The 19,518-nt window shown below is 72.0% G+C and carries 18 protein-coding genes; 8 read left to right on the forward strand and 10 right to left on the reverse strand.

Annotated features, from left to right (window positions below; translation table 11 throughout):
- Positions 1 to 71: 71 nt before the first annotated feature.
- Both ACFO60_RS28165 and ACFO60_RS28170 read left to right on the forward strand, forming a co-directional pair.
- Positions 72 to 2,288 (forward strand): glycoside hydrolase domain-containing protein, encoded by a 2,217-nt coding sequence (locus ACFO60_RS28165; protein ID WP_380845878.1) that lies wholly within the window; start codon positions 72 to 74, stop codon positions 2,286 to 2,288.
- Positions 2,285 to 3,649 carry a glycosyltransferase gene (locus tag ACFO60_RS28170; protein ID WP_380845717.1) on the forward strand — a complete coding sequence of 455 codons (1,365 nt, stop codon included), beginning with the start codon at positions 2,285 to 2,287 and terminating at the stop codon, positions 3,647 to 3,649. Before ACFO60_RS28165 ends, ACFO60_RS28170 begins: the two co-directional genes overlap by 4 nt.
- A gap of 24 nt (positions 3,650 to 3,673) precedes the next feature.
- Here the strand turns inward: ACFO60_RS28170 and ACFO60_RS28175 are convergent, their stop codons facing one another.
- The gene (locus ACFO60_RS28175) at positions 3,674 to 4,729 is read right to left on the reverse strand and encodes a hypothetical protein (protein ID WP_380845719.1); all 1,056 of its coding nucleotides are present in this window, start codon (positions 4,727 to 4,729) and stop codon (positions 3,674 to 3,676) included.
- Positions 4,726 to 6,288 (reverse strand): phenylacetate--CoA ligase family protein, encoded by a 1,563-nt coding sequence (locus ACFO60_RS28180; protein ID WP_380845722.1) that lies wholly within the window; start codon positions 6,286 to 6,288, stop codon positions 4,726 to 4,728. Before ACFO60_RS28180 ends, ACFO60_RS28175 begins: the two co-directional genes overlap by 4 nt.
- 529 nt (positions 6,289 to 6,817) lie before the next feature.
- Here ACFO60_RS28180 and ACFO60_RS28185 point away from each other — a divergent pair.
- Positions 6,818 to 7,786 (forward strand): ArsR/SmtB family transcription factor, encoded by a 969-nt coding sequence (locus ACFO60_RS28185; RefSeq protein ID WP_380845725.1) that lies wholly within the window; start codon positions 6,818 to 6,820, stop codon positions 7,784 to 7,786.
- 132 nt (positions 7,787 to 7,918) lie between these two features.
- Here ACFO60_RS28185 and ACFO60_RS28190 read toward each other — a convergent pair whose 3' ends face one another.
- On the reverse strand, positions 7,919 to 8,716 hold the full coding sequence (locus ACFO60_RS28190) for a pentapeptide repeat-containing protein (protein ID WP_380845728.1): 798 nt from the start codon (positions 8,714 to 8,716) through the stop codon (positions 7,919 to 7,921).
- A gap of 183 nt (positions 8,717 to 8,899) precedes the next feature.
- The gene (locus ACFO60_RS28195) at positions 8,900 to 9,922 is read right to left on the reverse strand and encodes a hypothetical protein (protein WP_380845731.1); all 1,023 of its coding nucleotides are present in this window, start codon (positions 9,920 to 9,922) and stop codon (positions 8,900 to 8,902) included.
- 213 nt (positions 9,923 to 10,135) lie between these two features.
- Between ACFO60_RS28195 and ACFO60_RS28200 the strand changes: the two genes are divergently transcribed.
- Complete coding sequence (locus ACFO60_RS28200; RefSeq protein ID WP_380845734.1) at positions 10,136 to 10,300, forward strand: hypothetical protein; 165 nt, start codon at positions 10,136 to 10,138, stop codon at positions 10,298 to 10,300.
- A gap of 488 nt (positions 10,301 to 10,788) precedes the next feature.
- Here the strand turns inward: ACFO60_RS28200 and ACFO60_RS28205 are convergent, their stop codons facing one another.
- On the reverse strand, positions 10,789 to 12,216 hold the full coding sequence (locus tag ACFO60_RS28205; protein ID WP_380845737.1) for an RICIN domain-containing protein: 1,428 nt from the start codon (positions 12,214 to 12,216) through the stop codon (positions 10,789 to 10,791).
- Between the two features lie 375 nt (positions 12,217 to 12,591).
- Here ACFO60_RS28205 and ACFO60_RS28210 point away from each other — a divergent pair, with 375 nt between their 5' ends.
- The 3 genes from ACFO60_RS28210 (at position 12,592) to ACFO60_RS28220 (ending at position 14,986) form a co-directional block, all read left to right on the forward strand.
- The gene (locus tag ACFO60_RS28210) at positions 12,592 to 13,026 is read left to right on the forward strand and encodes a helix-turn-helix domain-containing protein (RefSeq protein ID WP_380845740.1); all 435 of its coding nucleotides are present in this window, start codon (positions 12,592 to 12,594) and stop codon (positions 13,024 to 13,026) included.
- A complete protein-coding gene (locus tag ACFO60_RS28215) occupies positions 13,023 to 13,889 on the forward strand; it encodes an alpha/beta fold hydrolase (RefSeq protein ID WP_380845743.1) in 867 nt (288 codons plus the stop codon). Before ACFO60_RS28210 ends, ACFO60_RS28215 begins: the two co-directional genes overlap by 4 nt.
- A 122-nt stretch (positions 13,890 to 14,011) precedes the next feature.
- Positions 14,012 to 14,986, forward strand: a complete 975-nt coding sequence (locus ACFO60_RS28220) for a YbgA family protein (protein WP_380845746.1) — start codon at positions 14,012 to 14,014, stop codon at positions 14,984 to 14,986.
- Positions 14,987 to 15,042: 56 nt separating this feature from the next.
- Here ACFO60_RS28220 and ACFO60_RS28225 read toward each other — a convergent pair whose 3' ends face one another.
- The 3 genes from ACFO60_RS28225 to ACFO60_RS28235 form a co-directional block, all read right to left on the reverse strand.
- On the reverse strand, positions 15,043 to 16,134 hold the full coding sequence (locus ACFO60_RS28225) for an NAD-dependent epimerase/dehydratase family protein (RefSeq protein WP_380845749.1): 1,092 nt from the start codon (positions 16,132 to 16,134) through the stop codon (positions 15,043 to 15,045).
- 89 nt (positions 16,135 to 16,223) lie between these two features.
- Positions 16,224 to 16,793 carry a hemerythrin domain-containing protein gene (locus ACFO60_RS28230; protein WP_380845752.1) on the reverse strand — a complete coding sequence of 190 codons (570 nt, stop codon included), beginning with the start codon at positions 16,791 to 16,793 and terminating at the stop codon, positions 16,224 to 16,226.
- A gap of 130 nt (positions 16,794 to 16,923) precedes the next feature.
- Entirely contained in the window at positions 16,924 to 17,337 is a 414-nt protein-coding gene (locus ACFO60_RS28235) for a DUF2795 domain-containing protein (protein ID WP_380845755.1), read from the reverse strand.
- A 314-nt stretch (positions 17,338 to 17,651) separates the two neighbouring features.
- Between ACFO60_RS28235 and ACFO60_RS28240 the strand changes: the two genes are divergently transcribed.
- A complete protein-coding gene (locus tag ACFO60_RS28240) occupies positions 17,652 to 18,101 on the forward strand; it encodes a DUF4383 domain-containing protein (RefSeq protein WP_380845758.1) in 450 nt (149 codons plus the stop codon).
- 171 nt (positions 18,102 to 18,272) lie between these two features.
- Here ACFO60_RS28240 and ACFO60_RS28245 read toward each other — a convergent pair whose 3' ends face one another.
- Both ACFO60_RS28245 and ACFO60_RS28250 read right to left on the reverse strand, forming a co-directional pair.
- Positions 18,273 to 18,647, reverse strand: coding sequence for a DUF488 domain-containing protein (locus ACFO60_RS28245; protein ID WP_380845761.1), 375 nt, complete (start codon positions 18,645 to 18,647; stop codon positions 18,273 to 18,275).
- A 64-nt stretch (positions 18,648 to 18,711) separates the two neighbouring features.
- Positions 18,712 to 19,356: a GNAT family N-acetyltransferase gene (locus tag ACFO60_RS28250; RefSeq protein ID WP_380845764.1), complete on the reverse strand. Its 645-nt coding sequence runs from the start codon at positions 19,354 to 19,356 to the stop codon at positions 18,712 to 18,714.
- Positions 19,357 to 19,518: the final 162 nt, after the last annotated feature.

Below are 19,518 nucleotides of genomic sequence, written 5' to 3' on the forward strand. Positions count from 1 at the left end.
ACCTGGCCGAAACCTAAGGCGGGGGTCATGCTGGGTAGAGTCCGGCCATCCTCGACAACGTTGACCCGTTCATCGGCAGCGCGGCGACAGACCTGCCTCGGGCGCGGGGTCTGGCCGCCACTTGGTGGTGGCCGAAACCGCAGGTGGGCAACACCCACCCGGGCGCCACGTCGCCGCTGGGCATGGTGTCGGCCTGCGCCTACTCCGGTGCGTACCCGACCGGTTACGGGCGGTACGCCAAGAACACCGAGGGCGTGCCTGAGGAGATGTTCGAGCGGCTGCTGGCGTCCGGGTTCACGCATTTCCAGCAGTCCGGCACCGGCGCGATCCGCAAGTACTACAACTACGTCCGGGTCACCCCGATGGTGCAGCCGCTGGACGTGCTGGGTGAGGCGTGGCCGCTGCGCGACGAGGTGGCGGAGGCGGGCTACTACGCGGCCACCCTGGACACCGGCGTCCGGTGCGAGGTCACCGTGGGGGCCAAGGTGGCCGTGCACCGGTACACGTTCCCCGAGCATCCCAGTGCCCGTGTCGTGGTCGACATGTCCTGCGGCGGCCTGGCCATCGAGCTCGGCCGCACCGTGCCGTTGCGGGCGCAGGTGGAGAGCATGGGCCACGGCCGGGCCCAGGGCACGGTGGTGATGGAGGGCGTCCCGCTGTCGGTGTACATGGAGGTCGACAGCCCAGGCTGGCGGCAGATGCTCTGGTATGACCGGCGGCTCGTCGACGGCGGCACCCGCCTGGACTTCGACAGCATCCGGCACACCACGCTGCGGCCGTTCGGAATGCTCTTCATGGGGCCGACCACGGCGGGGCAGACCATCGAGGTGCGGCTCGGGTTCTCGCTGCGCGGGTGCGACCAGGCGCGGCAGAACCTCGAGCGCGAGTGCGGGCCGGCGCGGCCGGCGTTCGACGTGGTGCGTTCCCTCACCCAGAACCGCTGGGGCGAGTACCTCGGCCGCGTGCAGGTCGAGGGGGGCACTCCGGCACGCCGCACCGTGTTCTCGACGGCGCTCTACCATTCGCTGATCAAGCCGTGCATCGCCGACGACGAGAGCCCGTTCTGGCCGAACACCGGGCCGTACGCGTTCGACGTGTGCACCATGTGGGACATCTACAAGACGCAGTTGCCGCTGCTCGCGGCCATCGCCCCCGACCGGGCGGCGGACCTGCTGGAGTCGCTGATCCGGGTCTGCGAGGAGGAGGGCAACTTCCCGATCGGCTACCGGATGGCTCGCGGCGCCGACCGGTTCTTCCGCCAGGCCAGCGCACTGGTGCACACCGCGCTGGCGGACGCCCACGCGCTGGGCCAGGTGCCCCTGGACTGGAACTGGGCGCTCGTGCACATGGCCGACGACCTGCGCCGCCTGTACGGCGAGGACTTCTTCGAGCACGGGGTGGTGCATCCGATCACCCACACGCTCGACCTCGCCTACGCCCACCACTGCACGGCGCAGGTCGCCCGGGCGCTGAACGACCGGCGCCTCGCCCACGATCTGGAGGAACGCAGCCGCCAGTGGGTGAACGCCTTCGACCCGGGCACGGGGCTGCTGCGCGACTCCGAGTTCTACGAGGGCGGCAAGTGGAACTACTCGTTCCGGTTGCTGCACGACATGGCCGCGCGCATCGCCCTGGCCGGCGGCGACGAGGCCTTCATCGGCAAGCTCGACAGGTTCTTCGGCTTCGGCGCCGAACCGGTGCGGCAGCCCGGCCGGCGCCCGCAGCTCGCTGAGATGGCGGCCGGATACGCCCTGAACCGGTTCGAGGGGTTGAACAACGAGCCCGACATGGAGGCGCCGTGGGCCTACCACTACGCGGGCCGGCCCGACCGCACGGCCGAGGTGGTGCAGGCGGCGCTCACCTGGCAGTTCGGCACCGGGCCCGGCGGGCTGCCCGGCAATGACGACTCCGGCGGGCTGAGCTCGTGGTACGTGTGGGCGTCGCTGGGGCTGTTCCCGGTCGCCGGGCAGAACCTGTTCCTGGTCAACACGCCCGCGTTCGCCCGGGCCGTGCTCCACGCGGGCGGCAACGAGTTCGTCATCGAGACCAGCGGGCACCGCGAGACGCCGATCGGCGTCGACGGCATCGACCACGACCCGCCGGCGCAGTATGTTCAATCGGCTACCCTCAACGGCGAACCCCTGCATACGACACATTTGAGCGCTGCCACCGTGCACCGCGGCGGGCGGTTGCACCTGCGGCTGGGGCCGGAGCCGTCGGCGTGGGGGCGGACGATCCGCCCGCCGTCCCTTTCCGATCCGCCCGTGACACCGGAGGAAGCACGATGACCCAACCCTCTCGCCGTCTCGTCATCGCGGTCAGGGCCGACCCGGTCATCTGCGGCCATTCCGGCGAGGCCCGCAACCTCGCCGAAGTGGCGCTGACCCGCGGGTTCGACGACGTCCGGCTGCTGACCTGGCCGATTCCGACGCTGCAGGCGGCCGGGCTGCCGCTCAAGCCGCTGGACCGGCTGCTGCCGTACAGCCCCGGGATCACCGTCGAGCGGCCGGAGGCGATCGGGGACTACCGCGTGCCGGACGGGCGCCACCAGGCCGGCCTCACCGGCCGCCTCGTCGAGCTGCTCGCCGAGCCGATCCCCACGACGTGCCTGTCGATGTACCTCGTCCCGCACACCACGGTCGTCATGGACGCGGTCGCGGCCGCGCGCGCGGCCGGGTTCGCGCCGAACGTCCGCACCATCGCCAAGGCGGTCGGCTCCGACGTGACCAACGTGATCCGGTCGTGCCTGCGGGAGGGCCGGTTCGGCGCGGCGACCGTGCTGTTCACCACGTTCCTGGCCAACGACGAGGTCGTCGCGGTCTCCGAGTACACGCGGCAGGAGATCATCGCCTCGGCCGAGCAGGTGGACGCCCATTCGGGCACCTCGTTCGCCGAGCAGTGCCGGCGCCGCGTGACCGTCAGCTACCCGCCGATCGACTCCTCCGCCTTCCTCGACCTGGATCCGGCGGAGGTGGACGCCGCCCTCGCGAGGCGCGGCCTGAAGCGCGACGGGTACATCCTGTTCCTGTCCCGGGTGGCCCGGGCCAAGGGGATCTACGACCTGCTGATCGCCTTCGGTCAGATGCGCAGCCGCTCGCACGTGAAGCTGGTCGTCGCCGGCACCGGGCCGGCGCTCGAGCACGTGCAGGCGATGGCCAAGGAGGACGATCAGGTGATCTTCCTCACCGACGTCGACGACCACGAGAAGGCGCTGCTCATGCGCGGCTGCGCCGCCTACACCCTGCCGACCAAGCCCGAGCCCGACTTCGTCGAGACGTTCGGCATCGCCCTGGCCGAGAAGATGCTGACCGGCGGCGGGCCGATCGTCACCACCCTGACGGGCGGCACCGGCGAGGCGGTCGGCGACACCGCCGTCATCGTCGAGCCCGGGGACATCGCCGGTCTGGCCGCGGCCGTGGACCGGGTGGTCCTTGAGATGTCCGCCGCCGAGCGGCAGGACCTGGAGCATCGCGCCCGCGCCTATGCGATGTCCTTCGACCGGGGCGTGGTGTTCGACGGCCTGTTCCCGCAGGAGGCGCCCGCCGCTGGTCTCACCGCCCTGGAAGTGCCGCATGCCCGGGCGGCGGCGCCGCTGGACGGGGTTCGCCCGGAGGACGGGTCAGTCGACGAACGAACCGTTCCGGCGTGAGAGGTTGAAGTTGTTCGCGCGGGGTCAGGTGGCGAGGGGGCCGATCGGGGCCATGTCGCCGCCCGCGTGCACCAGGGGCAGGGCCCGGCAGCCGTTCTCCCTGGCCGAGCGGCGGGCAAGGCCTGGGGTGGGGCCGGTGCCGACGACGCGTCCCTCGTGGACCGCCACCCACGCCTCGCCGCTGGAGGGCGCGGCCAGGGCGGCCAGGAGCGACGCGTCGGCGCCGGGAGCGGCGGCGACGGGCTCTGGGCCGTGATGCGCGGCGCGGCGTTCAGCATGACCGGTCGCCCGCCACCACAGGTGCTGGGCGACGACGACGGGCCCGAGCACGGTGAGCAGCGGTACGCCTTCGGCGAGGACGCCCGTCACGAACAGCGCGGACATCACGGCCGTGACGGCGACGCCGGCCAGCGCGGCGACCAGCCCGGCGGGGCGGCCGAACGAGCGCCGCGCGACGAGGGGGAACAGCACCAGCATCATCAGGTCGCCGAGTCCCATGGCGACCGGCACCGCGCCGCCCGCGCCGTCACCGAGGGTGAACAGCGGGGCGAACGGCAGGCCCCGCACTTCGGTGAAGAGCCGGCTCATGATCGTGGTGGTCACCGTGGCCACCAGGTCGTATCCGGCGAGCAGCGCCGCGAACAGCGCGACGTGCCCGGACCGCATGCCGCTCTGCGCCCACAGGCAGGTCACCGCGACGACGCCCGCCGCGAGCAGGACGTCGGTCAGCACGGCGACCAAGGCGGTGGCGCCGGTGAGCGACGCCGCTCCGGTGGCGAGGCAGAGCGCCGCCGACACCGCCCACGCCGGCCGGCCGCCGATCAGCGGAGCCAGGGCGAGCTGGACCGCGCAGAGCAGCACCAGCCCGAAGACTCCGGCCACCACCGGGCGTGGCAGCTGCAGGTAGGCGAGCGGGGCCAGCACCACGACGACGAAGAAGACCACCATGTCGGGATAGGTGTAGGTGCCTACCGGAGGGCGGGGCAGCCGGAACCGGGCGCAGTAGACCGCCGCGACGGCGATCAGCGCCGCGACCAGGACGACGAGGGCGGCGGACAGGAACGGCGAAGGGCCGGTCATCGGGGCGCTCCGGCGGGGCTGGCGGCCGGCCCGATCCCGTTGGCGTTCGCGGGCGGCCTGAGGGGGCCCGCGGTCGTCTCCGCGGCGGTCGCCGCACCGAGGGCGGCGGGCCTGCGACCGCGGCGGGCGACGGAGTGGTCGAAGGAGTGTTCGCGCAGGTCGGCCCGCAGGGGCGGGGTGGGGGGCATGCGGTCGGGCTCGTCATGCAGGACGATGCCGCCGACCTCGAGCCCGCGGGCCGTGGCGGCGTCCTCCAGCCGCGCCAGCAGCCGGGGGGACCGGTGCTCGGCGAGGACGTGCAGGACCGGCCCGCCGGGCTCGGGCAGCAGGGCGTACCTGGCGGGGAGGGCGACGTCCGGCTCGGCGTCCAGGATCTCCAGCACCTGCCGGTGCGGCACCTGGAGGCTCAGCGGCCCCTCGTAGCGGCCCAGGATGTCCGACGTGGCGGGGACGGCGGCCAGTTCGCAGGTGGGCGGCGTGTCGAGCCGGCGGACGAGGTCGCCGGTCACGTACCGCAGGAGCAGGGTGCATTCGCGGTACGGCAGCAGCGGCGTGACGACGATCGTGCCGATCTCGCCCGGCGCCGCCGGGAGGTGCGTCACCGGGTCGAGCACCTCGACGTGGGCGAACTCGGTGGTGTGGTGGAGGTGCCCGGCCGAGCAGAGCCGGGCGCCGGCCGGCATCGACTCGGTCATCATGTACCCGATCTCGGGTTCGACGCCGAACGCCCGCCGCGCGCGGACGCGCAGGGCGTCGCTCAGCGCCTCGCCGCCGACCTGGACGGACCGCAGCCCGAAGTCGGCCGGGCGCCAGCCGCCCCGTTCGGCCGCCCGGACGAGCGCGGCGAGGTAGGAGGTGTTCGCGGTCAGGTGGGTGACCTGGCGCGGCGGGCCCGGCAGCGCCAGCGGGGCGGCCAGCCGCTCCAGGGTCACCGCAGGGTCGAGAGTGCCCAGGTGCATGAAGGCGGCGCCGACGGCCGGCACGGCCGTGCCGACGCAGATGACGGGGATCGTGCCGCGCGACGACCCGGCGTAGGCGAGCACGTGGCCCGGGCGCAGGCGCTGGCTCAGCACCGCGGAGATCGTGTTCAGCGCCACCAGCGTGTCCAGCTCGCGCCGGCTGAGCCAGACGGAGGTGGGAGTGCCGCTGGTGCCGGTCGTGAGCGCGACCAGCGCCGGTTCGATCCCGGCGGCGACGAAGGCGGCCGGCATGCCGCGCAGTGCCGCCTTGGGGGTGACCGGGAGCCGGGTCCAGGAGTCAAGGGTGAGCTCCTCCGGACGTATGTCGAGGCCGGCGAACATCGCCCGGTAGTACGCGGTGCGGGCCGCGGCGCGCCGCGCGGTCAGCCGCAGGCCGCGGGTCAGCACGGTGCGGCGTACGTCGGGATCGGGCGTGCCCTGCTGGCCGGGCAGCAACGCCGAGTCCTCACCGGGCTCGCCGAACTCCCTGATCGTGGCGACGAGGTCCCGGGCGATCCGGGTCAGGCTCTCGACGGGCATCCGGTCGCCGCGCAGCAGTCCCACGGCGTACCGGAGTTGGTGGACGGCGCTGGCGAACATGACGGGACCTCCGTGGGCCGGCGCCCGGGGTCCGGCGTGGCCGGCCCCGGGCGGCTGGTGGATCAGGTGCTGAACACGAACATGGCGCCGGTGAGCGTGCTGAGCGCGTACTTGAAGTAGTGCTTGACCATGGTCTCCCTCCTTTCCGATTCCGGGCCACGGGTCGATGGGCGTGGCCGATCACGGCTTTCCGATCGCCTTCCCGGCATCCGGTCCGCCCCGAAAGTCGATACGAGGAGACGGGGCGGGGGATGCGAGAGACGATCGTCCGGTGTGGAACGTGCTGCCGTCGGCCGGCGGGTGACGTGACGCCGGGCTGGACCGGCGGGAGCCGGCATGGGACGGCCGGCTCCCGCGGTCCACGTACCGGGAATGGCGCCCTGGGAAGGTCCCCGCGGGCCGGCCCCCGTTCCTGTGGCATTCGTGTCGCGGATGTTGGTCGTGGTCGGCTTTCCGCACTCAGTGAATCACCGGGATCAAGCCGTCCGGTACATATTCGATCAGGCTCGAATGTGATTTACATTGGTCCGTGATCACCGTTAAATTCAACGTTTCCGCTCTGGCTCGCACCAGGATCGCCCCCTCCCCCGCCTTCGAGATCACCTCGTGGCTGCGCCTGGCCGCCGCCAACCGGCGCCATCCGGTCTTCGGCATGGCCGACGCGGGCGCCCGGCACGCGTTACGCGACCCCGACGTGGCGATGATCGCCTCGGTGATGCCACCGGGCCCGCATGGCTACGTCCTGGACCTGCTCACTCCACGGCCGGGCAGCGGGCCGTGGAAACAGGTGCTCGCCGGGCAGCTCGACGCCCTCAGCGAGACGCCCATCGAGACGATCGCCGAACAGCTGCTCGTCGAGCGGTTCCCCAACGGGGGCATGCCGGACGGCGTGCGCCGCGCCTTCGACAACGGCACGTTCGCCAGGCGCGCCGCGGCCGGTCTGCACCGCTTCTGGCTGACGGCGCTCGCCGGTCAGCACACGTGGCTGGAGGCCGGGCTCGCCGCGGACGTGGCGGGTCGGGGGCGTCTGATGGCCGCGCACGGGGTCGGCCACATGCTGGAGTCCCTGCATCCCGACCTCGACTGGACCGCGGAGGAGATGCGCATCGTCAAGCCGTACGAGGGGGCGAGCGACCTCGGTGACAGCGAGCTGGTTCTCGCACCGTCGCTCCTCGGGTGGCCGAACCTGCACGTGCAGGTGTGCGACCCGCTCGACGCGTTCATCGCCTACCCGGCGGGCGGGGCGGCCCCTCCCCCCAAGGCGCGGACGGCGCTGCCCGGCCTGATCGGCGCCAGCCGTGCCGCGATCTTGCGCGATCTGGGCGGCGCGCGTTCCACCACGGAGCTGAGCCGGCGGCTCCGGCTCGCCCCGTCGACGGTGTCGTACCACCTCAGCGTGCTGCTCCACAGCGAGCTGGTGAGCCGCGTCCGGCAGGGACCGGTGGTGCGCTACCAGCGCACCCGGGCCGGCGACGCCCTGCTCCACGACGGCGGATAGCGCACCTCCACTCACGGCGTCCTCGGCGCGGTGAACGACCCGGCGCCCGCGCGGCGGGGACGACCGGGCGGATCGTGGACGCTCGTTCGGCCGGAGGCGCGAGTCACCCGGCGGTGCGCGGGGTGACCCGCGTCAGCCGGAACGCTCGCAGGTCCCGGACGCTCGTGTCGCGGCCACCTTGGGCCTGCCGAACGCCGTTCTCAAGGCATTCCGGTCGGTACGCACGTTGCTGACGTCGGCTTCGCCCAGTTCCGCACCCGAGAGCTTGGCCCCGCGGAGGTCGGCGCAGTAGAGGTACGCTCCGTGGAAGTCGACTCCGCGGAGGTCGGCGTTCTGAAGGTTCGCCCGGTCGAGGATCGTCCCCCGGAGTGACGCGCCACGCGCCTGGACCGCACTGAGATCCATGTTGTGCAGGTCGAGCCCGTCGAGGACGGCGCCGGCGAGCAACGCGCCGTGGAGGCTTCTGCCGTTCAGGTCGCGGGGGGTGACGCGCTTGCCGCGGAGATCGAGCGTCTTGGACGGCTTGGCGACCGAAGGCCGCGCTCGACCGGCCGGGGCCAGCGTGTCCAGGAGGTTGTACTGGTGAGCGAGGAGCGCGCCCGCGACCAGGAGCACCGACAGCGTGGTCACGGCGAGACGATGCGAAGGCTGGAGGACCTCCTGCCCGACGAAGAGCACTGAGGCGCAGGTGCCGACCACCGCGGCGACGAACGTCCCGAGCGATCCCCACCAGCCGCCGGAGACGACCATGAGCAGCAGGACGGCCACCGGCCACAGCCACAGGAACTGCTGCGACCGACGACCGGGAACGGCCGCCGCCCTTCGGCCGATCACCTCGGGGGAATCGGCGGAGACCGCCGGGCCGGCGAAAGCAGTCGGATCGGGACGGGCGCCCGCGCCGGCCACGGGCTCCGGCGCCGTCGCCCCCATTCGGCCCCATCCGCCGGCGGGCGCCGCCCCAGGATTGGGCACCGCCCAGTCTTGGTCGTCGTCCTCATGCGGAGGCCGGGGCTCATCGGGCATGGGGCCCGCCGGGAACCGTCCGGGACGCCGCAGGCCGCCGATGCGGCACGGCACCGGCGGTACGTGAGATGACGGATGGCGGTCTGGGGGTCATTCGTTTGTTTCGTCACCGGCGGGTGGTTCCAGCATGGATACGTCGTCGTCCGCCGGGGAGACGGCCTCCGCGTATTTGACATCGAGCCCCGTGTCTCCGGCGAGGATCCGTTCAAGCCTATAGTTCGCGGTTCGCTCATCTTGCAGACTCCTCGGCTGCGGAAGGCGGAGCCTTTCGTACAGCCGGAATCTGTTGAGTTCGACGAGCGTCGACATGGCGACACCGTACTCGTGCGCCACGGTCACCGCCCCGCGATAACAACCGTAGCCCATCGCATAGGGAACCGCGGCGAGAAGAAGCCAGCCTCCCTCTCCCCACATGAAGAACACAGTGACCAGCGTCGCGGCGAATGCCAGCACGGACGTGCGGACCGCCAGTTCCAATTGCATCCGCTGGCTCTGCAGGTAATCCAGCTCCAATGGCCGGGCCACCATGGCGAGCCGGGGCAGGTTGGGTACAGCGGTCAATCCGTAGACTTCTCCGGCGCTCCGCTCGTACCGGCGCAGCACGTTGCCGAGCCGGGTGGGAAGAATATCCTCCAGGTTCTCCGGGTAGGCGGCCTTGAGCCGGAGCAGTTCCTCTTTCATATGGTGTGTCGCGACCACGTGCGCGGAGCCGTGGGGAAGGGCGGGCGTATCGCCTTCGGCCCGGCGGCGGGCGAGGTCGTGCACGGCGGAGATGTGATTCCTCTCCATCGAGTGGCATCGGCGGCGATGGTGCGCGATCCGCGCGAGAGCGAGAGTGCGAAACGGTTCGGCGACGCCCCAGTAGCCCTCGTACAGCTGGACGAGGCTGAATTGCAGCGGGTGCAGCGCCAGGGCGCCGGCCACGGAGAGCACGCCGACCAGCCCGATGTCTCCGAGACGCAACTCGTCCAGCACCGTCGACCAGTCGACCGGCCCGCCCCACGCACCGCTCTTCGCGAGCAGGTACAGGTACGCCACGAAGAGCGTCGTGGGCACCAGGCTGACGACGGTGAAGTACCGGCCTATCCGGGTCGCGCCGCTCAGCGCGTCCACGGCCATCAGGGGGTCACAACGGGGGTGTGCCGGTCACACCACTCGCAGACGAAGACGCCCGTGGTCTCTCGCGCGGGCTTGTCGCAGTGCCTGCAATCGTTGACACGGAAAGCGTGGTGGCCCGATGTTCCGCACCTCCACCGCGGTCTCCCGTCCACGACTTTCGACTCCACAGCCAACTTCCTACAGCCTCGCACAGGGCAAAGATAGCCCGTGAACGGGCTCTTTTTCGTCGTACAGAACCATCCGTTTCCGTCGCTGCTCGCCAGATGGTCCGCATGGGATGCGGCCATGGCGCACACGGCCACGAGGAATTTCTGCCGGCAGTACGTGCACTTCCCGGAGATCATCCCCGACGCCACCGACGCCTCCGCATGACATTTGCTGCGCGGGCAGAAAACCGGCCGGTCATCGGACCCTCCCGTTCCCATCGACCGGATGCCGGGAGTGGAGATGCTGAGCAGCGCGAACACGACGGGCAGCGCGAAACGTCGTCGCCGCCTGAAGCCGCTGAAACGGCGTCGGGGAGCGTCCACCCTGACCTCCCCGCGCGAGTACAAGGGCACGTCGCCCCCACATCATGAATCACGGCGGCAGGTTCGCCAAGGCCACGTCGCGGGGCACGCGCAATTGCGCAGGGAAGGCAACGGAAAAGGGGCACCTCATTTCGGGCCGAGCCCGACGAAGTGAAACGCCATTCGGTCGGCCGCGCTCACCCCGCAGGGCGTGGCGCGCCGGGTGCGCGGGTCGTCACGGCCCGCCCGGACGCCGTTTCCGCCTCAGGAAGGCGCCGGGTCCGGTGGGTCGGGCCGGCGCCTCAAGGGAGTGTTCGGGGTGGCGGCCGGGGTGGCGACGGGGCCGGCGGGTCACAGGGCGGTGCGCTGGAACTGCTGGTTGGCGCCGGTGCCGCACGGATACTGCTTGAACTGCACGTTGTCGGCCGTGGAACCGCTCGGCAGGTCCATGCACTTGCCCGAGTGCCGGGCGACGAGCCGCACGTAGCCGCCGCCCGCGTCCTGCAGACGCCACTGCTGGTTGGCGCCGGAGCCGCAGGCGTACTGGATGATCGAGGCGCCGTCGGCCGTGCTCCCGCTGGTGACGTCGAGGCACCGGCCGGAGTTCCTGGCGACGATCTGCGCGTACCCGCCGCCGGCGTCGCGCACGCTCCACTGCTGGTTCGCCCCGTTGTTGCAGGAGTACTGGATGATGGCCGCGTTGTTGGCGGTGGAGCCGTCCCGCACGTCGACGCACTTGCCCGAGTGCCGCACGGTCAACCGGTCGAAGCCGGCGACGGACGCCGCGAGGGTCCCTGTTGCGGTGTCGACGGTGATCGAGGTTGCGTTGGCCATGGTCATGGTCGTGCTGCTCGGAAACTGCAGGGGCAGCCAGACGTACTGGGAGTCGTTGACCGGGCCGCCCCACGCGCCCGCCCACCGGTCACCCATGTACAGGTAGGAGGTGGTCGCGCTTCCCTGGATCGGGAGGACGTACGCGGTCTGCGAGCCGTAGGCCGTCGAGTCCCCCACGTTCGACAACCCGCTCCAGGACCCCTCGACGCTCGACGCCGTCGCGTACTTCTGCTGGTTGGGTGACCAGCCCGTCGCGCCGGAGGTCAGCAGGAAGTAGACCGAGCCGCGCTTGAACATGGCCGGCGCCTCACGGTAGGAGCCGGGCCACAGCAGCTGGACGCGGGCGGCGATCGAGGTGTAGTCGGAGGTGAGCCGGTAGACGTGCAGGTCGGCGTTCTCGTTCGCGGCCGAGATCATGTAGGCGGTGCCGTTGTCGTCCTTGAAAAGGGTGAGGTCGCGGGACATGTGGTTGAGCGGCCGGAAGCTGCGCAGGTAGGTGTAGTCCCCGTCCACGGTGGAGGAGACCGCGACCGCCGTCCGCGCCTCGCCGTAGTCCCTGCCGTTCTCCTTGTGCATCCACATGACGTACTGGCCGGTGGAGGCGTTGTAGATGACCTTCGGCCGCTCGATGTTCGCGACCTGGAGTTCGGAGTTGCTGGACTGGGTCAGCACGTGCCGGCGGAACTCCCAGGCGCGCAGGTCGGTGGAGCGCCAGACCGACACGTAGCGGAAGGTGGAATCGGCGTTGCGGTTCTCGCCGAACCAGTAGTAGTACGCGCCCACCTTGATCACGCCACCGCCGTGGGCGTGGACGGCGCCGCCGCCGGTGTCGGTGAAGGCGGCTCCGACGGGGACCGTCACGGCGTCGGCGCGGGCGACGCCGGGCGGCTGCAGGCCGAGGGCCACGATGATCGCGCTCAGTGCGAGGAGAATCCGCCGGGGCATCGGGCCGCTCCTTGGTCTTCGCGGGGTCGCCTTCGTTCGCGGCGGACGCTAGATCGGCTCTGACCGGCCGTCAAGCACCGGTCGGGGCCGCGGCCGCCGGCGCGCGTGCCGGAATGAGGCGCACGGACCGGCCGCCACCTGGGCATACGCCCCGGAGGCCATGGACGTCGCCGGGCGGGGCGGACCACCGCCGCGCCGCCTCGCGTGTGAACCTTTCGCCCGGCACGGCCCCGCGCTCCCCTCGGCCCGCTCGCGTGAGGGCCGCCGGTGGCGCCAGATCCTCCGCGCCACGCACAGAATCACCCTTTCCTTCCCTATTCTTCCCTGTTACCCTTCACCTAAGGGAATGATAGGGAACAACAAGGAAGGATTCCGATGTCTCAGCAGCCGTACACGATCGACCAGGCTGCGAACCTGCTGGGCCTCCACGCCAAGACGGTGCGCGGGTACGTCCGGGACGGGCGGCTCAAGGCCGTCCGCGTCGGCAAGCAGTACCGCATCGCGCGCGAGGATCTGGACGCGTTCGCGGGCTACCCGGTGGCGCCACCGGCCGCCGAGACCGCCAGGCGCACCCGGCACTCCGAGGTGTCCGCCGTCGTGCGCATAGAGGCGATCAGCCGCGAGGCCACGATGCGGGTGAGCAACGCGGTCATGGCCACGATCGGCGGGCGCGACGACCGCCGGCGCCTGCGCGTCGAGACCGTCTACGACGAGGAGCGCGCCGTCCTGCAGGTCATCGTCGTCGGCGGCCTGGAGGACGCCGCCGGACTGCTCAAGATCATTCAAGTGCTGACCGAGGAGGGGCCGTGACCGCGATCTACACCTCCGCCGAGGGCGCCCGCGTCATCGAGCGGGAGTACCGGGCGTACCTTGCGCGGTGGCCGGTGCCGAGCGAGCGGTTCCACGTGCCCACCCGGGAGGGCGACACGTTCGTCGTGACGTGCGGCCCCCCGGACGCGCCGCCGCTGCTGCTCCTGCACGGCTCCGGCGCCAACACCACGATGTGGATGAGCGACGTCGCCGAGTGGTCCCGCGACTTCCGGGTCTACGCCGTCGACATGATCGGCGAGCCCGGGCTGAGCGCGCCGTCGCGCCCGCCGCTCGCCTCCGGCGCGCACGTGGCGTGGCTCGCGGAGGTGATGGACGCGCTCGCCGTGCCACGAGCGTCCTTCGTGGGCATCTCGCTCGGCGGGTGGCTGGCGCTCCAGTTCGCGAGCCATCACCCCGATCGGGTCGACCGCATGGCGCTGCTGTGCCCGGGCGGCATCGGCCGGCAGAAGGTGGGCGCGCTGCTGCTGTGGCTGCTGCTGCGGCCGTTCGGCGGCTGGGGACAGCGCAGGTCGATGCGGGTGGCCCTCGGCCCGATCCCTCCGGCGCGGACCCCCGAGGCGCGCGCGTTCGGCGACTACGTGATGACGATCAACAAGCACTTCCGGCACCGGCGCGAGCCGCTGCCCGTGCTGGACGACGACGCCCTGCGGCGCCTCACCACGCCGGCGCTGGTGATCGTCGGCGGGCGCGACGGCCTGATCGACGGCTACGACACCCGGCGGCGGCTGCGCGAGACGGCGCCCCATGTGCTGGTCGACCTCGACCCGCACGACGGTCACCTGATCGTCGGCCGGACGCGGCAGATCGCGGACTTCCTCCGCGACCGTCCGGAGGGCGGCTGATCCGCGACCGGAGTCCGCGTCCGCTGGAGACGGCCAGGTGCATCCGGAGAGGGCCGGCCATCCGAAAAGGAGACAGAAGGGGCAGAGAAGCACACGGCACTCACCTAAGGACTGAACGGCCTATGCCAGCAGGGCACGCGGAGCACCGGGCGGACGAGAAGCGGAGCACCGCCAGGCCACGGGTGGCGGTGTCCAGCTGCCTGCTCGGTGAGCCCGTGCGGTTCAACGGCGGCCACAGCCGCGACCGCTTCGTGTCCGGCGCCCTGTCCGCGTGGGTCGACTGGGTGCCGATCTGCCCCGAGATCGAGATCGGCCTCGGCGCTCCCCGCGAGACGCTGCACCTGGAGGGGACGCCCGAGGCTCCGCGCATGGTCACCCGCACCTCGCGCAGAGATCTGACCGAGCCGATGACCGCGCTGGCCAAGGCGCGGGCCGCGGCGCTGCGGGTGGACGGCTACGTGTTCAAGGCCAAGAGCCCGACCTGCGGACTGCACGGCGTCCCGGTGCACGGCTCGGGCCGGCGCGGCCGCGGGCTGTACGCGAGCGCGATGATCGAGGCGCACCCGCTGCTGCCGGTGGAGGACGAGGGCCGGCTGCACGACGACGTCCTGCGCGAGGCGTTCGTGGAGCGGGTCTTCGCCCACGCCCGCCTGCGGGCGCTGCTGGAGGACGACTGGCGGGCCCGCGATCTGGTCTCCTTCCACGCCCGGCACAAGATGCAGCTCCTCGCCCACGATCCGGCGGCGTACCGGAAGATCGGCCGGCTGGTGGCCGAGGCGGGCACCCTCCCGCCGGAGCGGCTCGCCGCCGCCTATGGCCGGGCCTTCCGCGCGGCCCTGGCCACCAGGGCCACCGTCGGCCGCAACGCCAACGTGCTCCTGCACTGCCTGGGCATGGTGAGCGACGGCCTGGACCGGGTGCGGCGCGCCGACATGGTGGAGGTGATCGACGCCTACCGCGCGCACCAGGTCGCGCTGAGCGTGCCGCTCGCGCTGCTGCGCCACCACGTCAAGGGGACGGGCGTCACGTACCTGGCCGGCCAGTCGTACTTCTCGCTCTACCCCGACGAGCTCGGGCTGCGCAACCACGTCGCCTGACCGGGCGGCGCCGGGGTGAGACCTCGAAGGCGCCGGCCCACACCGGTCGCCAGGTCTCAGGGGCGCCGGCCCACGCCGGTCGCCAGTTCGCCGACCCGCGCCGGGCCGCCGGCGTCGGCGCGCAGCGGCGGGGTGTCCATGCCCGCCCCGGTGCGCAGGCCCTCCAGCAGCTCGCCGACCGCCTCGATCGCGGTGTGGCGCGGCCGCCAGCCGAGGACGGTGCGCGCCCGCGTGGTGTCCATCACCGGGATCTGCAGCGCCATCTCCATCAGGCCGGGAGAGGCCGGGATCAGCCGCAGGTGCCAGGCCGCCGCGACGGCGGTCCTCGCGACGTACGGGGCGACCGGCACCACGCGGGCGCCGAGCAGGTCCGCCAGGGTGGCGGCGTCCAGCACCGGCTCCGCGGCGAGGTTGAACGCGCCGAAGACCGAGCGGGTCACGGCCAGCCGGTAGGCCTCCCCCGCGTCGGAGGAGTGCAGGGCCTGGACGCGCAACCCCGGGATGCCGGGCACGAAGGGCACGCGGCCGGCGCGCAGGAGCCGCCCGGGCAGGAAGGGACCGGCGAACAGGCGGCGCTGCCCGGCGGCCGCCTCCCGTTTGAAGATGAACCCCGGGCGCATCCGCACGACGCGGATGCTCGGGTGGTCGTTCTCGAAGACGTCGAGAACCCGCTCGAGGTAGGCCTTCTCGCGCGAGTACGCGGCGCCGGGGCAGCCGTGGGTCGGCCAGCGCTCGTCCACCGCGCGGTCCTTCGGTCCCGGCGAGTACGCGCCCACGGAGGAGGCGTGCACCAGGATGGACACCCCCGCCTCGGCCACGGCGCGGAAGACCCGCATGCCGCCCAGGACGTTGGCCCGCCAGGTCGTCACCGGCTCACGGGTGGGCTGGAACAGCCAGGCGAGGTTCACCACGGCGTCGGCGCCCGCGAAAATGCCCGTGAGGTCGCTCGTCGTGACGTCGGCCGAATGCCATCGGGTCTTCCCCGGCTGTGCGGCGGCGACGCCCGGGCGTTCGGCGGCGATGCCGGGGCGGCGGGCGGGGAGCCGCCGGGCGACCCCGACGATCGAGGTGACGTCGGGATCGGACTCCAGCGCCGAGACCACGCTCGTCCCCACGTTGCCGGTCGCGCCCACGACGATGACTCTCATAGAACGCTGCTGCCCCAGGCATGCGCGCCGGAAACGCGGGGAGACGCGATCATTTGACCGGGTTGGAGCAGACCTTTGACCGGGTTGGGTCAGGCCTTGCCCCGGCCGGTGAGCAGGTCGTGGATGCGGTCCACCAGGCCGGCGCCGGGAGCCAGCAGCTTGTTGGCCGGAGGCCGGTCCGGCGCGGCCGGGTGCGGCCGGGTGGGAGCGATCTTCTTCATCATCGTGATCTTCTTGCCCAGGCTGTGCAGCTCCTCCGCGTCGGCGTACCGCACCAGTTCGGGGAACAGGTTGGCCTCCTCGTCCCGCATGTGCTCCCTGACGGTGGTGATCAGGTCGTCCAGCAGGCCCTCGAACGCCGGGTCGGAGACCTCGGCCTTCTCGAGCTCCTTCATCAGGCGCTCGGCCTGGGCGTGCCCGGCGATCTCGCGGTCGGCGAGCCGGTCGCCGTCGGGGATGAACGCGCGGGCCGCGGGGTACAGGTAGGCCTCCTCGGCGACCGAGTGCCTGACCAGCTCGGTGATCACGCTCTCGGTCAGCTCTCTACGGCGATCGTCGTCACCCGTCCCCCGCAGGCGCTCCAGCTCCGCGAAGGCCTCCTCCACCTCGCGGTGATCGGTGGTGAGGACGGTGATGACGTCACCGCCATGCTTGATCATGAGCTCCTCCTCGTGCTGCACCGACTTGGGACGCGGACGGGCGGTTACCCTCCGCGGGCGACGGGAAACCGCCGTGGCCACGGAGAACTTCGGCGACAGGCCCGCGTCCCCCTCGAAACGGCCCCGCGCCTCAGTCGCCGAAGCGGCGTTCCCGGCCCAGCCCCAGCGCCTCGGCCAGGTCGCCGACATTGCGGTAGGTGCCCTCGGGAAGGCCGCGCAGCGTCTCCACCACGGCGTCCGGCACCGCCGGGTCGCCCTCCACGTGGGCGAGGATCGTGTCGCGGCCCGCCGGATAGTGGACGTCGGACAGCCACCGGGCCAGGTTGCTGCGCCGGTCGACGTCGTTCTGCGTCATCCCGGGCGCGACGCCCGGCTCGTGCCCGGGGGCGTACCCCTGGGGCCGCAGGTCGTCCTCGGCGTCTCGCACGGGCTCCGGCTCCATCCATTCCTCGGCATGGCCGCCCCGGACGATGACGGCGGTCTCGTGCTTGATCTCGTCGTCGAGACGGGGACCGTGCTTGGCGCTGCCGCGTTCGGCGTTCATTGGCATGTCCTTTCCACGGGATCGCAGCATGTACCCCGTCGACGGCCGGCAAACCACCGTTCAAGGTAGATCCCGCCATCCCCTCCGACCTCGCACGACGGGACGGCCGGGGCCGGGCGGCGCGGGCCGGGAAAAGCGATTCACGACATTTCGAAAAAAGAATTCGCATCCCGGGAACCGCCGTTTTCCAGGATCTTCACGCCCTCGCGGGCCGCGCCGATCCACGCGGTGGGGAACGACCCCGTATATGCGCGGCGCGGGAGGGTAGCCGGGGCGTTGAACCACCACAGCCGCCCATCCCCTCTGGAGGCACCATGGGCTCGATCCGCACACGTACCGCACGCACTCCGCTGCAGACGGCCTCACTCGCGGTCGGAGTGGTGTTCCTCCTCGTCGGCGTGCTCGGCTTCATCCCCGGCGTCACCACCGACGTCGACCAGCTCCTGTTCGCCGGTCACCGGTCCGACGCGATGCTCCTCGGCGTCTTCGAGGTGTCGATCCTGCACAACATCGTCCACCTGCTGTTCGGCGTCGCCGGCATCGTCCTGGCCCGCACCTGGCAGGGCGCGCGCACCTTCCTCATCGGCGGTGGCGCGATCTACCTGCTGCTGTGGGTGTACGGCATGCTGGTCGGGCATGACACCGCGGCGAACTTCGTCCCGGTGAACAGCGCCGACAACTGGCTGCACCTGATCCTCGGCCTCGGCATGGTCGCCCTGGGCGTCGCGCTCGGCCGCCGGTCGGCCACCCGCGGCCGGCTGTGACCCCACGGCGGCGAGACCTTCCGAAGGAGCGGGACGGCGTCACGAAGCGTCCCGCTCACCCCACAGCGGCCACGGCGGCCGCCTGAGCGGTCAGGCCACGGCCTTCCGCTCCACCCTGGCGGCCACGGCCGCCGTGAGGGACGGGGGTACCCGAATGAGCCGCCCCGTCCCTCACCGGGGGTGCCCGCTCCCGCGGTGCGCGCCGAGCCGGTCCACGAGAACGGCGGCGTGGCTGTGCTCGACGTCCCTGGTGGCGGTCAGCAGGGTCACCGGGCCCTCCCGGGCCATCTCTTCTATGCGGTCGAGGGCGTGGCGGCGGACGGGATCCTCCAGCTCGGCCAGGTAGCGGCCGCGGAACTGGGCGAACCTCGCCGGATCGTGGCCGTACCAGATGCGCAACTCGCCGGACGGCGCCACGTCTTTGAGCCACTCGTCCACGTGGGCCTCGTCCTTGGCCACTCCCCGCGGCCACAGGCGGTCGACGAGCACGCGGGCGCCGTCCTCGGAGGACGGATCATCGTAGACGCGGCGCAACCGTATGGACATCCGCGCCCTCCCCTCGCCGGAGCATCGGACGTGTGACCGGACCGAGGTCAGGTCCATCCGCGGGTCATTGAGAGATATGCCCGTTTCGGCGGACGCCACCCTGGCCACCGGCCCGCAGCCTGCGCCGCGGCGACGAGCCCGCGCCGCCGGGCGCCGACCCCCTCAGCACGACCCGGGGGTCCCTGGTGCCCAGGTCCAGGTACATGCGGACCTCGTCGAAGCGCTCCAGGCCGACCTCGATGACGTTGGGCAGCCGCCCCCACTCGCGGAAGCCGAAGCCCTCGTACAGCTCGATGGCCCCGTGGTTGTTGCCGCGCGCCCCGAGGGTCAGGGTCTCGATGCCCGCGGCGCGGGCGCTGCCGATCAGGCCCGCCACGACCAGGCGGCCGAGACCGAGGCCGCGCGCCGACGGGTGCGCCATGACCTTGCCGACCTCGGCGGAATGCGCGAAGACCTGCGCCGAGGCGCGCCGCCACAGGCCCATCGCCTGGGCCACTCCGTCCACCCGCGCCACGGCCAGGGCCGCGCGGCCGTGCCGGGCGGCGGCGAGGACGTCGTCAAGGAAGGGATCGGTCTCCTGCCGGCCGGGCGGGGTGACGTAGCCGACCGCGCCGCCCTCCGCCACGACCGCGTGGATCACGCGGTGGACCTCCTCGCGGAGCGCGTCGTCGGCGAAGGCGGGCCAGGTCAGGTCGATGCGGGGAGACATGTCTGTGAATTATGCCCACCTCTCGCGCGCCGTCCTCCGGCGGGCTTCAGTCCGATTTCCGTCGAGCGCGTAAGAGTGACGCAGATCACACTCGGCCATGTCACGCCGCCGGGGCGGGATGCGTCCTTGCGTGGTGAACGCCCCACACGAGGGCCCTCGCGA

Source organism: Sphaerisporangium dianthi (assembly GCF_042654065.1).
In the GTDB taxonomy this organism is placed as follows: Bacteria; Actinomycetota; Actinomycetes; order Streptosporangiales; family Streptosporangiaceae; genus Sphaerisporangium; species Sphaerisporangium dianthi.